At 56.2% G+C, this 13,677-nt stretch carries 13 protein-coding genes; 5 read left to right on the plus strand and 8 right to left on the minus strand.

Going from position 1 to position 13,677, the window contains the following annotated elements; genetic code table 11:
* Positions 1 to 5: 5 nt before the first annotated feature.
* From Q9R35_RS12515 to Q9R35_RS12530, 4 genes are read right to left on the minus strand one after another with little or no spacing between them, the layout of a single operon-like run.
* A complete protein-coding gene (locus Q9R35_RS12515; protein WP_311219941.1) occupies positions 6 to 836 on the minus strand; it encodes an alpha/beta hydrolase in 831 nt (276 codons plus the stop codon).
* A 7-nt stretch (positions 837 to 843) separates the two neighbouring features.
* Entirely contained in the window at positions 844 to 1,878 is a 1,035-nt protein-coding gene (locus Q9R35_RS12520; protein ID WP_051316312.1) for a TRAP transporter substrate-binding protein, read from the minus strand.
* 39 nt (positions 1,879 to 1,917) lie between these two features.
* The gene (locus Q9R35_RS12525; protein WP_086069958.1) at positions 1,918 to 3,207 is read right to left on the minus strand and encodes a TRAP transporter large permease; all 1,290 of its coding nucleotides are present in this window, start codon (positions 3,205 to 3,207) and stop codon (positions 1,918 to 1,920) included.
* On the minus strand, positions 3,207 to 3,689 hold the full coding sequence (locus Q9R35_RS12530; protein ID WP_042485095.1) for a TRAP transporter small permease: 483 nt from the start codon (positions 3,687 to 3,689) through the stop codon (positions 3,207 to 3,209). The genes Q9R35_RS12525 and Q9R35_RS12530 overlap by 1 nt, the downstream gene beginning before the upstream one ends.
* A 478-nt stretch (positions 3,690 to 4,167) precedes the next feature.
* On the opposite strand from Q9R35_RS12530, the gene Q9R35_RS12535 reads away from it, so the two are divergent.
* The gene (locus Q9R35_RS12535) at positions 4,168 to 4,635 is read left to right on the plus strand and encodes a GNAT family N-acetyltransferase (RefSeq protein ID WP_042485098.1); all 468 of its coding nucleotides are present in this window, start codon (positions 4,168 to 4,170) and stop codon (positions 4,633 to 4,635) included.
* A 170-nt stretch (positions 4,636 to 4,805) separates the two neighbouring features.
* Here the strand turns inward: Q9R35_RS12535 and Q9R35_RS12540 are convergent, their stop codons facing one another.
* From Q9R35_RS12540 to dnaA, 4 genes are all read right to left on the minus strand, one after another.
* Entirely contained in the window at positions 4,806 to 5,507 is a 702-nt protein-coding gene (locus tag Q9R35_RS12540) for a pseudouridine synthase (RefSeq protein ID WP_042485099.1), read from the minus strand.
* A 244-nt stretch (positions 5,508 to 5,751) separates the two neighbouring features.
* A complete protein-coding gene (gyrB, locus tag Q9R35_RS12545; RefSeq protein ID WP_042485102.1) occupies positions 5,752 to 8,205 on the minus strand; it encodes a DNA topoisomerase (ATP-hydrolyzing) subunit B in 2,454 nt (817 codons plus the stop codon).
* A 76-nt stretch (positions 8,206 to 8,281) separates the two neighbouring features.
* The gene (dnaN, locus tag Q9R35_RS12550) at positions 8,282 to 9,391 is read right to left on the minus strand and encodes a DNA polymerase III subunit beta (protein WP_009461439.1); all 1,110 of its coding nucleotides are present in this window, start codon (positions 9,389 to 9,391) and stop codon (positions 8,282 to 8,284) included.
* Positions 9,392 to 9,393: 2 nt separating this feature from the next.
* Positions 9,394 to 10,791, minus strand: coding sequence for a chromosomal replication initiator protein DnaA (dnaA, locus tag Q9R35_RS12555; protein WP_009461437.1), 1,398 nt, complete (start codon positions 10,789 to 10,791; stop codon positions 9,394 to 9,396).
* A gap of 224 nt (positions 10,792 to 11,015) precedes the next feature.
* Between dnaA and rpmH the strand changes: the two genes are divergently transcribed.
* From rpmH to yidC, 4 genes are all read left to right on the plus strand, one after another.
* Positions 11,016 to 11,150 carry a 50S ribosomal protein L34 gene (rpmH, locus tag Q9R35_RS12560; RefSeq protein WP_003800771.1) on the plus strand — a complete coding sequence of 45 codons (135 nt, stop codon included), beginning with the start codon at positions 11,016 to 11,018 and terminating at the stop codon, positions 11,148 to 11,150.
* A 69-nt stretch (positions 11,151 to 11,219) separates the two neighbouring features.
* Entirely contained in the window at positions 11,220 to 11,585 is a 366-nt protein-coding gene (locus Q9R35_RS12565; RefSeq protein WP_042485108.1) for a ribonuclease P protein component, read from the plus strand.
* Complete coding sequence (gene yidD, locus Q9R35_RS12570) at positions 11,582 to 11,824, plus strand: membrane protein insertion efficiency factor YidD (RefSeq protein WP_035269485.1); 243 nt, start codon at positions 11,582 to 11,584, stop codon at positions 11,822 to 11,824. The genes Q9R35_RS12565 and yidD overlap by 4 nt, the downstream gene beginning before the upstream one ends.
* A gap of 107 nt (positions 11,825 to 11,931) precedes the next feature.
* A complete protein-coding gene (gene yidC / locus Q9R35_RS12575; protein ID WP_045930460.1) occupies positions 11,932 to 13,599 on the plus strand; it encodes a membrane protein insertase YidC in 1,668 nt (555 codons plus the stop codon).
* The last annotated feature ends 78 nt before the right edge of the window (positions 13,600 to 13,677 follow it).

The raw sequence follows: 13,677 nt of genomic DNA on the forward strand, positions 1-13,677 counted from the left end.
ATAACTCAATTCCTTGCCAGCGCAACCAGACGAGCTGCCAGTACGGATTCTTTATCGGCCAAGGCCGCGATCACGTTGTAGTGATTTGTTCCAGGCAAGCTGCGATACACCGCATCCACCCCTTGCCCGGACCAGGCCTTGGCCAGTTCCTGGCTTTGACGATGAAACTCCGAGGTTTCATCTCCCCCTACCCAGGCCTCGAAAGACTGGCCATGTGCAGGGGCAGGCCAGAACAAGGGGCTGGAGGCTCGAGCGGTTTCGGCATTGAGCTGCAAGGCATCATTAATGCCGATATGCGTCAGCAGTTCCAGGTCATACAGGCCGGACAAGCCCAAACCTGCTTGCAACATATCACCAGACAGATCCGGGGCAAAACCGGGCCAGTCGGTAGCCAGCAGGCAGGCTGCCAAATGCCCTCCTGCCGAGTGTCCTGCCACCACGATCGGGCGCTTGAAACGTCGCCAGACCGTCGCACAAGCCAGGCGCAGTTCGTCAATAATCTGCGCCACGCTAGCCTGCGGGCACAAGGTATAGGTGGGCAATACCGTAATCAGGCCGTTATCCACGCTGCCTTGTGCCAGATGGCTGAAACGACGCTGGTCCATGGATTGCCAATAACCACCATGAATGAACATCAGCACCGCCGCATCCGGGCGCTCCACAACCGGAAAGTGAATGTCCATGACATTACGCGTTTCCGGACCGTAAGGCTGATTGGCTTCATGACGCGAACCAGCCCGAAACTGCTCGGCCAACCCCGACCACGAGGCCACAATCTCCTTGTGATCGGGCACATGCCAACTGGCGTTGTACTCACTTTCCAGATGCTGTGTCATGACGGGCTTAGTCCTTGGGAACGCCCAGTTCGGCAGCTACGCGATCCAGCTCGGCACGGTAGAAGTTCAGCGCTTCCTGAGCCTCCACACCCTTGGCCTCGCTTAACCATTGCTGCTCAATCACCGCCAGCTTGGTCTTCATGGCTTCCAGCTGCTCGCCTTCAATGCGGTGCACCTTGATGCCTTCAGCGCTCAAGCGATCAAAAGCGGCCATATTGTTCTTTTGCCAGATACCCGAGAAACGTTTGACCAGTGCTTCACCCGACAAGGCATCAATCGCGGCACGGTCGGCCTCGCTGATACGCTGCCAGCTGCGCTCGTTAACCACCATGAACTGGCTGGAAGCGGAGAAGCCACCGGGCAGGACGAACAGATTCGGCATGAAGCGCGCCAGATTGAAGTCGATCACCGTGGTGTAGTTCTGGAACATGCCATCAATAATGCCTCGCGAAATCTGGTCATAGGCTTCGGTCAGCGTTGAGGAAATCGACACCAGACCCAGCAGCTTGGCGATACGCTCCACCAGCACACCGGGAATACGGATCTTGGTGCCATCCAGCTTGTCCAGGCTGTCTACCTTGGCGGCTGTCCACAACTGGTACGAGCCAGGAACCCACGCGCCTAGCAACTTGGTACCGGCGTGCTCGTTCTTGCCCATGAAGTACTTCTGGTAGGTGCGCCAGTAGGCCAGCGAATTCACCTGAGCGTTCTCGGCCGTCATGGGCAGCTCCACCATTTCCGTCAGCTTGAAACGCTCCGGGGTGTAGGAGTGCACACCAATTGTCATGTCTGCCACGCCATTGCGCACCAGATCGTAGTGCGAAGCAGGGGTGCCCAGGGGCGGCAGAACCTGAATCTTCACCCGTCCCTCCGTGGCCTGTTCCACATCCTTGGCCCAAGGGTTCAACATCTCGGTCACCATGGGATGGGTGGGTGGCAACCAGTTGGAAAAACGCAGCGTGACGTTTTGTGCCTGCACGCTGGTGCTGGCTGCCAGGGCGACTGCTGCTACCCCCACCCATTTGCTAACTTGCTTAATCATGCTTATTCCTTCGAGAAAATCAGATTCAATAAAAATGGCTTACATCAATGAGGGCAGAAACAAAGCAATGCCAGGAATGCCAATCAAGAGCGCCAGGCGCAGCAGATCAGCCATTACAAAATAGATAACGCCTCGATAAATCGTCCCTAGTGACATGGATGGCACCACGGAATTGAGCACAAAGACGTTCATCCCCAAGGGCGGTGTGATCAGGCCCACTTCGATCAAGGTCACCACCAGAATGCCGAACCAGATCGGGTCCAGGCCCAGGTTCGTGATCAATGGGAAGACAATGGGCAGAGTCAGCAGCAACATGGACATGCCTTCCAGCATGCAGCCCAGGACCAGGTACAACACCACGATGCCCAGCACGATGCCCCAGCCCGGCAAGTCCCATTGCTGGACCGCATCGGACAACATGGCGGTAAAACCGGCCACGTTCACAAAGGTGGTGAAGATTTGTGCGCCCACCATAATCACGAAGATGGCGGCGCTGGTCATGGCAGTTTCACGCAGGGCACCCATCAAGCTCTGCCAGGAGAACTTGCGACGCCAGATCATGATGAGCAAGGCGCCTACGGCCCCGATTCCGGCTGCTTCTGTGGGAGTGAACAAGTTGCCGTAAATCCCGCCGATGACCAGCAGGAACAACAGCAAAACGGCACCGACACTTTTCAAGCTACGAATGCGCTCCAGCCAGGAACTACGCTCTCCCGCCGTTGCCAGACCGGGGGTCATGCGAGTGGCCACCATCACCGCAGCGATATACAACACCATGCCCAAAATACCGGGCAACACGGCTGCAATAAACAGCTTGCCAATATCCGTGCTGGTCAGCACGCCATAGACAATCAGGGGCACACTGGGCGGGATCATGGCACCCAGAGTTCCGGCTGATGCAATAGCGCCACCTGCCAGGGAATCGGCATAGCCGTAGCGCTTCATGGAGGGGTACGCAACCCGGGCCATGGTGGCCGTCGTCGCAAAGCTGGAACCGCATACGGCCGAGAACATGCCGCCCGACAGCACTGTGGCAATGGCCAGACCGCCACGACGATGACCGACAAAGCGATAGGCCAGATCGAACAGGTCTTTGGAGACATCCGCCCGTGTTACCAGATTGCCCATCAGGATGAACAGTGGGATGACCGACAAGTTGTAGTTATGAACCAGGCGATACGAGGTTTCTGCGGCCATATAGGCGGCCGGGCCCCAATCGACTACGTAAGCAAAGCCACCAATACCAACCAGAGCCATCGCCACGGCGATGGGTACTTCCAGAACCATGAGCACGATCAGGATGATCATGCCAGTGACAACGACAGTCATTATTTTTCCTCAGCGAGCTCGTCGCCGTCGGCACTGAACAGTGCGGCCAGCGTGGACAGGGCGCACATCACCGCTGCAAAGTAAGCAAAAGGCGCCAATGGCAGGTCTGCAAATACCGCGCGCGAATTGGTCTGCGCAAACTGTGTACCCAAGGCCCACAGGTGATAAGCCAGAAAGGCCATCAGCACACCTGTCGCCACACGACTGCACCAGCGCAACAGACCTTGCATCAGCACGTTCTTGCCCACCAGAGAGCGCAGCAAGGACACTTTGACGTGCTTGCCACTCAAGGTGACAAAGGGCAGGGCGGCAAACACCATCACCCCGACCAGCACCTCGGTTAATTCAAAAGCGCCAGACAGCGGCCGCACAAAGCTGCGCATCATGACATCGGCAAAGGCCACCGCCATCAAGGCCAGAATGGCCAGTGCGGACAGCCCGAACATCCAACTACAAACATGACGCAAGAAACGGGTCTGCATCAATCTCCTCCCCTCTATAGGCATTGCGTATAAATTTCAGCGCCTCGTGTAAATTTCGTGCATTAAATGTACACAAAATTTTCCCAAAAACAGTGTGATATTACTTTAAACCTCTAGTTTTTTGAAAAAAATAAGCTTGGGGTTTTCCATTAAATATTTATAAAAAACCTGAATTCACAAGGGTTTCAGAGCCTCATTATGAAACCCGGGAAAAGAGTTTGCAGGAAAAAGACGGTCGTAAAGTACGTGCACAAATACTTTACAAAAACAGGGATAAATGTACAGAAGCGGCTTTCAGGAGGAAAGGGTGTGCAGAGAACGAAGCTGGACCCAAGCTTCAGGCTTGCATGAAAGCGGATTACCCCTTGTTATTGAAGGGATATTCTGAACAGAAGATTTGCCTCCTCCCCGTGCCCGGCCTACCATCAAGACGCTTCTGTTTTCGCTTCCACTTTATTACTGACCAAGAGCCCGAACCATGCCCACCCTACGTCCCGCCCAACTTGCTGACATTGGCACGATTGGAGATATGTACGCCGAGCTATTTGCCCACATGCATCATTTGCAGCCGCACTACTACCTGGAAGCACGGCAGGACGAAGGCTTTATCCGGTCCATGATCGAGTCGGACCAGGCAGCCTTGTTTGTGGCCGAGAAGGACGATCAGGCGCTGGGTTTCATTATTGTTCAGCAGCAAAAGACCCCGCCGTACAACTGCATCACGCCGCATGACTTTGCCTATGTGATTGATCTTGTCGTGACAGAATCGGCACGAGGCATGGGACTGGGCAAGCTGCTGATGCAGACCGCCCAGGAGTGGGCACACGTGCGTGGACTGGACTACATCGAGCTGGGGGTCTTGAGCAATAATCGGGGCGCTATCGCTCTGTATGAGCAGCTGGGCTATGAACACAACACCAGCATCATGCGCAAGGCGCTTAAATAAGGCAGGACACCGCGCCACCAGACCCTTTGATGATTGATGCAGGTACAAAAAAGCGCTCAAACACATTCTGTTTGAGCGCTTTTTTTGACTGGTTTCCCAATGTCAGGACATCAAAGCCTTGGCCTTGATACACCTTTGACTTATCAAAGCCAGAACCAAGGACCGGGGGCTTAGCCTTCTTCTACAAACTGCTGCACCTCGGCCGGCGTTAAGTAGCGCGACTCTCCCGGCTCCAGACTGTCATCCAGGGAAAGCGAGCCAATGCGCTCACGATGCAGGGTCTGAACCAGATTCCCCAAGGAGGCAAACATACGCTTCACCTGATGGTATTTCCCTTCCTGAATGGTCAGCCTTGCGGTGCGTTCATCAATGCGTTCCAGCACAGCTGGCAGCGTTGGCTTGTCCTCGCCATTCAACAAGATACCGGCCTTGAACAGTTCTTCTGCATTGTCAGGCAAAGGCTCTGCCAAGGTCGCCACGTAGACCTTATCGCATTGATGGCGGGGCGAGATAATACGATGCGTCCACTGGCCATCATCCGTAATCAAAATCAGGCCGGTAGTATCCACATCCAAGCGACCGACGGTGTGCAAGCGCTCGCGCTTTTCTACATCGATCAGCATCATCACGGACGGGTAAGCACTATTTTTAAGGCTGCACTCGTAACCAGCGGGCTTATTGAGCATGATGTAACGCAAACCAACCAGGGCAAGCGGCTCGTCGTCCCAGCACACCACATCGCCCTCTTGCACAACGTGGGTGCCCTTAGTCACCACCTCGCCATTAACCGTGATTTCCCCGCTTTTTAGCACCTTACGTGCGTCTGAGCGACTCAGATCCGTACTCTCACCAAGAAACTTGTCCAGTCGCATTCCATTTCCAAACAAATAAGTTATTGAATAATTTACAACGTCTCTACGATCGGTCAGGGGGCCTTACGGCCGACGCCTGATCCTTAGGATTCAAGGCCCATCCGTCATCACCAAAAAAATGAGCCCCAGCAGGAACGCCGGAGCCCATTTTATTCATCCGCATCGCTGCGAGGTTTTTCACGAATTCCTGAGATCGGTTTTCATCAAACCGAGAAGCTTTCAGAAACTGTGAGCACCGACAGCCTTAAATATCCAGGTTCCCCGCCTGCAAGGCATGGGATTCGATAAAGGCACGACGTGGCTCAACGTGATCACCCATCAGCGTGGTGAAGATCTGATCCGCATCGATGGCATCAGCGATCTGCACACGCAGCAAACGACGTACGGTGGGGTCCATGGTGGTTTCCCACAGCTGGCTGGGGTTCATCTCACCCAGACCTTTGTAGCGCTGCTTGCTAAGCCCGCGTTCGGCTTCGGTCAACAGCCATTGCATGACTTCACGGAAATCATCCACGGCGGTTTCACGACGCTTCTCGCCTTCACCACGAGCCACCATGGCGCCATCACCGATCAGACCGGCAAAGGTCTCGCCAGCGCGGGCCAGAGTTTGGTGATCGCCACCACGCACGAAGTTGCGGTCAAACACCGTGACACGGATGTTGCCATGGTGCAGACGCTGCACCACCACACGCCAGGATTCGCTCCCTTCATCAAAGGCAGCAAAGACTTTAACGACGGTGGGGGCAGCTTCGTCGAACAGCGCCTTCTCCAAATCCTGAGCAGTTTGTTCGGCTGCTTCCTGCGTGTCCAAGTTCAACTTCACGCCTTCAGCCAACGCTGACAGGGCATCACCGTCCATATGACGCGACAGACGCTCAATCACGGCCTTGGCCTTCACGTAGCGATGGGCGTAGTCGGACAGGGCTTCGCCTGTGATGGGAGCTGCACCTTCAGATGGCGTCAGCACTGCATCGCGCAGTGCCAGCTTCAACATGAATTCCGCTTCCTCGGCCTCGTCCTTCAGGTACATCTCTTCACGCCCAACCTTAACCTTGAACAAAGGCGGCTGCGCGATGTACACATAGCCACGCTCAATCAGCTCGGGCATCTGACGGTACAGCAGTGTCAGCAGCAGGGTACGAATGTGAGCACCGTCCACGTCCGCGTCAGTCATGATGATGATGCGGTGGTAGCGCAGTTTGTCGATATCAAAGTCCGGGCCGATGCTGGTACCCAGGGCAGTGATCAGGGTAGTGATCTGCTCGCTGGAAATCAGACGATCGAAACGGGCTTTTTCTACGTTCAGCACCTTGCCGCGCAACGGCAGGATGGCCTGGAATTTACGGTCTCGGCCTTGCTTGGCCGAGCCGCCTGCGGAGTCACCCTCCACAATGTACAGTTCGCACAGGGCTGGGTCTTTTTCCTGACAATCGGCCAGCTTGCCGGGCAGGCCAGCGCCTTCCAGCACGCTCTTGCGCCGTGTCATTTCGCGGGCTTTACGGGCCGCTTCACGGGCACGGGCTGCTTCCACGATCTTGCCACACAAGGCCTTGGCGTCGTTGGGGTTCTCCAGCAACCAGGTTTCCAGGGTGCGGGCCACGGCTTCTTCCACGGCGGGACGCACTTCGCTGGACACCAGCTTGTCTTTGGTCTGGCTGCTGAACTTGGGCTCGGGCACCTTCACCGACAGCACGCAGACCAAGCCTTCGCGCATATCGTCACCGGAGGTATCGACCTTGGCCTTCTTGGCCAGTTCGTTGTCGGCAATGTACTTGTTCAGCACGCGGGTCATGGCTGCACGCAGACCGGTCAGGTGGGAACCACCGTCGCGCTGGGGAATATTGTTGGTGAAACACAGCACGGTTTCAGCGTAGCTGTCGTTCCACTGCATGGCCACTTCAACCGACACCGGCGTGCCGCCAGCATTGGACTCGGTAGCCACGCTGAACACGTTAGGGTGCAGCGGGGTCTTGTTGCGGTTGATGAAGTCCACAAAGCCTTTGACACCGCCCAGGAAGGCAAAGTCTTCTTCCTTGCCCTGGATCTCGTCAACCAGGCGGATCTTCACGCCATTGTTCAGGAAGGACAGCTCGCGCAGACGCTTGGCCAGAATTTCGTGGTGGTATTCGATGTTGCTGAAAATTTCCACGTCAGCCAGGTAGCGCACGCAAGTACCCGTGCGGCCTTCAGCCAGACCAGTCACGGCCAGGGGCGCAGTGCGCTCGCCACGGCGGAACTCGACCTGGTGTTCGTTGCCGTTACGCCAGATGGTCAGCAGCAGCCATTCGGACAGGGCGTTCACACAAGACACACCCACACCGTGCAAACCGCCAGACACCTTGTAGGAGTTCTGGTCGAATTTACCGCCGGCGTGCAGTTCGGTCATGACGATTTCAGCGGCGCTGCGCTGGTGTTCGTCGTCCTTGTGGATATCGGTTGGAATACCGCGGCCGTTATCGCACACCGAAATGCTGTTGTCGGAGTGGATGGTGACGACGATATCGTCGCAATGACCGGCCAGCGCCTCATCAATCGCGTTATCCACCACCTCGAAAACCATGTGGTGCAGGCCGGTGCCATCGGAGGTGTCCCCGATGTACATGCCTGGACGCTTGCGCACGGCCTCCAGGCCTTTGAGCATTTTGATGGAATCAGCGCCGTAATCGGCTGGCTGGGTGGTCGTGGTTTGATCGGTCATAGCATAAAACCTTGTAATAGCCTGTCTGCTTCAAGCGGGTATGGCCCGGCGGGCCATACCAGTCGAACATGCCGCATTAAATGCGCATCGGCATGACCACGTACTTGAAGTCTTCTTGCTCGGGCAGCGTCATCAACACGGAGGCGTTGGCATCGGGCTGCACAGACCAGCGGACGGTTTCGTCCTTGATGCTGGCCAACACATCGAGCAGGTAACTGACGTTAAAGCCAACGTCCAGACTTTCGTGTTCATAATCAATATCCAGCTCTTCGACGGCTTCTTCCTGTTCAGCGTTGGAAGCAGAAATCTTCAACTGGTTTTGCGACAGTTGCAGTCGCACGCCACGCAGTTTGTCGGTGGTCAGAATGGCAGCACGCTGCAGGCTGCCTTGCAGCACTTCACGGCTGACATCAAAGTGGCGGGTGTAGTTGGAAGGAATCACACGCGCAAAGTCGGGGAATTTGCCTTCAACCAGTTTGGAGACCAGCTCCACATCGCCAAAACGGAAACGGATCTGACGGCTGGACACGTCAATATTGACCAGATCGTCGGTATCGCCCAGCAGACGCTGCATTTCCAGCACCGTCTTGCGAGGCACGATGATGTCGTGACGTTCCTGCACGCCATCAATTGCGGTGGCATTATGAGCCAGACGGTGACCGTCCGTGGTAACCGTACGTACCAGACCGGGTTCAAACACCAGCAACATACCGTTCAGGTAGTAGCGGATGTCTTGCTGGGCCATGGCAAAGTGCACCGTATTGAACAGGTGCTTCAAGGTACGCTGAGGCATGCTCAAGGACACGTCCCATTGCTCGGGCAGGTTCAGCACTGGAAAATCAGCGGCTTCCAGAGTCTGCAACTGAAAGCGGCTCTTGCCGGACTGGATGGTCAGCTTGCCGCTGTCCAGACCCAGACGCACATCGCCAAAGTCGGGCAGGGCTTTCAGAATGTCCAGCAGCTTGCGGGCCGCCACAGTGGTGGCTGCATTGTCCTCACCCACGCCAAAATCAGCATTGGTGGTGATCTGCACTTCCAGGTCGGTTGCCAGGAAAGAGACATCAGAGCCGTTTTTACGCAGCAGGATGTTGGCCAGAATCGGCAAAGTATGGCGGCGCTCCACAATGCCAACTACTGTGGATAAGGGCTTTAGCAATGCGTCGCGGGTAGCTTGAACGAGTTGCATGGTCATCCTTTGAGAGTTTGTTCCAGTACGTGTAATGCGTGATTCAGTTCGGCTTGCTTGGTGCGTGCATCCGAGATTTTGCGCACCGCGTGCAGCACCGTAGTGTGGTCCCTGCCACCGAAAAGATCGCCAATTTCCGGCAAACTCTTTTGGGTCAGTTCCTTGGCCAGATACATGGCCACCTGGCGCGGCATGGCGATATTGGCGGGGCGGCGCTTGGAGTACATATCCGCGACCTTGATTTTATAAAAATCGGCCACGGTTTTCTGAATATTTTCCACTGTGATCTGCCCATTGGAGACCGACAGCAAATCCTTCAGTGCATCCTTGCACACTTCCACCGTCAGGACGTCGCGGCCATGGAAACGCGCGTAGGCCGAAACCTTGCGCAGCGCCCCTTCCAGCTCGCGCACGTTGCTGCGCAGATGCTTGGCAATAAAGAAGGCCACTTCTTCGGGCATGGCAATGCCTTCAGCCTGGGCTTTGCGCAGCAAGATCGCCACGCGCATTTCCAGCTCGGGCGGCTCAATCGCCACGGTCAGGCCGGAGTCAAAGCGCGAGATCAGGCGGCTATCAATATTGGCCAGCTCTTTGGGATACGTATCCGAGGTGATGATGATCTGCTTGCGCTGAGCCACCATCGCTTCAAAGGCGTAGAAAAACTCTTCCTGCGTACGGTTCTTGCCGGCGAAAAACTGAATATCGTCAATCAGCAGCAAGTCCAGCGAATGGTAGTAGCGCTTGAACTCGTCAAACGCCTTGCGCTGGTACGCCTTGACCACGTCCGACACGTATTGGTCGGCATGGACATAGCGGACCCGCACACCATTGCCATTGGCGACCAGCGCATTGCCGATCGCGTGAATCAGGTGGGTCTTGCCCAAACCCACACCGCCATACAGAAAGAGCGGGTTGTAGGAGACACCGGGGTTCTCGGCCACCTGCAAGGCTGCTGCGCGTGCCAGCTGGTTGGCTTTACCCGTCACGAAATTGTCGAAGGTCAGTTCGGCATTCAGGCGCGAACGATCCTGTACCGCATCCACCACCGCCGTCATGGCCGGGTTGGCAACAGGCGGGGCCAGGTTTTCACCGGCGGGGCTGCCTGCAGGCGCAGGAGCAGCACGATCGGCCAGGGCGCGACGCGGCGCCGCGCTGGCCGAAGGCAGCTCGAACTGAACCGTAACGGGACATTCGTAGAAATCCGAAGCCAGTTCCTCGATACGAGTGGCGAAATTCTTGCGGACCCAATCCAGTTTGAAACGATTAGGAGCAGAAACGCGCAACACCCCGGCTTCGCTATCGAAGTCCAGGGGAACCAGTGGACGTATCCACGCACTTATTTGTTGGGGGGGAAGCTCCTGCTCCAATTTCTGAACGCAGGACTGCCAGAATTCATTCATCGGTCATCACTTCTGTAAACCTCGATTCTACCCTGAGCTGTGCCAAGTTATCCACAGGCTAACAAATTTAGTTGCGTAATATCGGGCTAAATAATTGACACAACAGAAAGAATTTGCTGAAATGACGGGCTTAACACGATTTTCTGTTGCCAGATCCCAAGCGTTTGCGCTGTCGGGGTGGAGATTTTCTGCGATTTCTGGCGGCTCATTTTTTTGGATACACCATGAAACGCACCTACCAACCCTCTGTTACCCGTCGCAAGCGTACCCACGGTTTTCGCGTTCGCATGAAAACTCGCGGTGGCCGCGCTGTTTTGAACGCACGTCGCGCCAAAGGTCGCAAACGTCTGGCTGTATAAGCCATGTCGGGATGCGGGGCCTAGGGTGATGGATCTATTATCTAAAGCCCGACTCCCACGATACGCATCATGCGTGCCTCCTTTCCAGCTACGGCTCGCTTACATAGCCCCACCGAATACGCACAGTCTCTTAAAGGGCAACGCGTAGGTCGCGGGGCTTTGTTCGTGGTCACTCGCTCTCGTGGCGAAGATCCACACCAGACCGAAGGCGCCCGTCTGGGACTGATCGTCCCCAAGCGCTTTGCCAACCGCGCCGTCACCCGCAACACCATCAAGCGTATCTTGCGTGAAACCTTCCGCCACAAACGCGAAGGCTTGCCCAATGCCGCCTATGTCTTTAGGCTGCACAGCAAGGTGCCCCTGGTGTCGCTGACTGTCTTGAAGCAACTGGTTCGCGATGAGGCCACCACCTTGTTGTCCAGGGTACGGCCATGATGCGCAAACTGGCTTCGGCGCCGATCCGCTTTTACCAGTTTTTTCTGAGTCCCTGGATCGGCAGAAACTGCCGCTTTACCCCCAGCTGCTCCAACTATGCCTTGCAGGCCATTGACATTCATGGCCCGCTCAAAGGCTTATGGCTAGGTGGTGTACGCATCTGCCGCTGCAATCCCTGGTGCAAGGGAGGGCATGATCCTGTGCCCGCTCGCACGCCCGAAGACCGCAACACTTTCTAAAACCGTCCTGGTCTGCGCCTTGTTTTTCAAGGCAACCCCCTGTTTGCCGACCAGCTACGTTAAACTGCTAAGCTTTTGCTCAGCTTTATAAATGTGATACAGGCGCTATGGATATCCGACGCACCATCCTATGGATGATCTTCTCCTTTGCACTGCTGCTGCTGTGGAATAACTGGCAGGAATATAACGGCAAGCCATCGCTGTTCGCTTCCACCCCAGCCACCACACAAGCGCCAGCAGCCTCCGACGAACCTGCCGCAAATGGTGGTGTTCCCGCTGCTCAAGAGCCGACTGCGTCTGCTGCCTTGCCCTCGAGCAACAGCGCGGTGTCCGCCACAGCGCAAACCATCGACATCACGACAGACGTCTACAAGCTGGGCTTTAGCACCGAAGGTGCCCAGCTGATCAAGGCCGAGCTGTTGAAGTACGGTTCGCCCGAGAACCCCGAACAGCCCATGGTGCTGCTGGATAACTCGCCCGCCTCCACCTACCTGGCTCAGTCCGGTATTGTGGGTGCCGCCGGCCAGAACCTGCCCAACCACCTGACCCCGTTCACCCTGGTCTCCAGCCAGCGCAGCATGACGGGCGATACGCTGGACGTCGTGTTTGAAGCCACTTCGGACGACGTGAAGGTCACCAAGACCTACACGCTGCACAAGGGCCGCTACGACATCCAGGTTCGTCACGACATCCAGAACAATACCGGCTCGGCCATTGACCCACGCCTGTACCTGCAACTGACTCGCGACGGCAACAACCCACCCGACTCTTCCCGCCTGTACAGCACCTTTACCGGTCCTGTGGTCTATTCCAGCGGCGACAAGTTCCAGAAGATCACCTTCTCGGACATCGACAAGAACAAGGCCGCCTACGCTCGCAGCGTGGATAACGGCTGGATTGGCATGGTGCAGCATTACTTTGCAACCGCCTGGGTTCCTGCCCAGGACCTGCAACGCACCAATGAGATCCTGAAGCTGGGCAACAATCTGTACGCCGTGCGCACGCTGGAATCGGTCGGTTCGATCGCCGCTGGCCAGAGCAAGGCTGTGGACGCTGCCCTGTGGGTAGGCCCGCAAGACCAGAAAGCCATGTCGCAACTGGCTACCGGTCTGGACCTGGTGGTGGACTACGGCTGGCTGACCATCATCTCCAAGCCCTTGTTCAAGCTGCTGACCTGGCTGCATTCCCTGCTGGGTAACTGGGGCTGGGCCATTGTGGCGCTGACCGTGCTGATCAAGCTGGTGTTCTTCCCGCTGTCGGCTGCCAGCTACCGCTCCATGGCCAAGATGAAGCAATTTGCTCCACGCATGCAAGCCCTGCGCGAGAAGTTCGGTGACGACAAGGCCAAGCTGAACGCCGCCATGATGGAGATGTACCGCACCGAGAAGATCAACCCGCTGGGTGGTTGTTTGCCCATGCTGGTTCAGATCCCTGTGTTCATTGCGCTGTACTGGGTGCTGCTGGGCAGCGTCGAGATGCGCGGTGCACCCTGGATTCTGTGGATTCACGACTTGGCCGCACGCGACCCATGGATGATTCTGCCCGCCATCATGATGGGTACCATGTTCCTGCAGATCAAGCTGAACCCAACGCCACCTGACCCAATGCAAGCCAAAGTCATGATGCTGATGCCTCTGGTCTTTGGTGGCATGATGTTCTTCTTCCCCGCCGGCCTGGTTCTGTACTGGTGCGTGAACAACATCCTGTCCATTGCCCAGCAGCGCTACATCATGGTGCAGATCGAAAAGAACAGCGCGAAAGCAGCCAACAGCTAATTCGCTCTGACACAAAAAACCCCGCTACGTTTAGCGGGGTTTTTTTATGCCTGTTATCTACCCGATTGCACTAAACGC

Origin of the sequence: Alcaligenes sp. AB3 (genome assembly GCF_031844565.1) — a bacterium.
Lineage (GTDB): Bacteria > Pseudomonadota > Gammaproteobacteria > Burkholderiales > Burkholderiaceae_B > Alcaligenes > Alcaligenes faecalis.

Coding starts and splice junctions, on each gene's coding strand:
- Q9R35_RS12515 (WP_311219941.1), bottom strand. CDS start 836: ATGACACAGCATCTGGAAAGTGAGTACAACGCCAGTTGGCATGTGCCC.
- Q9R35_RS12520 (WP_051316312.1), bottom strand. CDS start 1,878: ATGATTAAGCAAGTTAGCAAATGGGTGGGGGTAGCAGCAGTCGCCCTG.
- Q9R35_RS12525 (WP_086069958.1), bottom strand. CDS start 3,207: ATGACTGTCGTTGTCACTGGCATGATCATCCTGATCGTGCTCATGGTT.
- Q9R35_RS12530 (WP_042485095.1), bottom strand. CDS start 3,689: ATGCAGACCCGTTTCTTGCGTCATGTTTGTAGTTGGATGTTCGGGCTG.
- Q9R35_RS12535 (WP_042485098.1), top strand. CDS start 4,168: ATGCCCACCCTACGTCCCGCCCAACTTGCTGACATTGGCACGATTGGA.
- Q9R35_RS12540 (WP_042485099.1), bottom strand. CDS start 5,507: ATGCGACTGGACAAGTTTCTTGGTGAGAGTACGGATCTGAGTCGCTCA.
- gyrB (WP_042485102.1), bottom strand. CDS start 8,205: ATGACCGATCAAACCACGACCACCCAGCCAGCCGATTACGGCGCTGAT.
- dnaN (WP_009461439.1), bottom strand. CDS start 9,391: ATGCAACTCGTTCAAGCTACCCGCGACGCATTGCTAAAGCCCTTATCC.
- dnaA (WP_009461437.1), bottom strand. CDS start 10,791: ATGAATGAATTCTGGCAGTCCTGCGTTCAGAAATTGGAGCAGGAGCTT.
- rpmH (WP_003800771.1), top strand. CDS start 11,016: ATGAAACGCACCTACCAACCCTCTGTTACCCGTCGCAAGCGTACCCAC.
- Q9R35_RS12565 (WP_042485108.1), top strand. CDS start 11,220: ATGCGTGCCTCCTTTCCAGCTACGGCTCGCTTACATAGCCCCACCGAA.
- yidD (WP_035269485.1), top strand. CDS start 11,582: ATGATGCGCAAACTGGCTTCGGCGCCGATCCGCTTTTACCAGTTTTTT.
- yidC (WP_045930460.1), top strand. CDS start 11,932: ATGGATATCCGACGCACCATCCTATGGATGATCTTCTCCTTTGCACTG.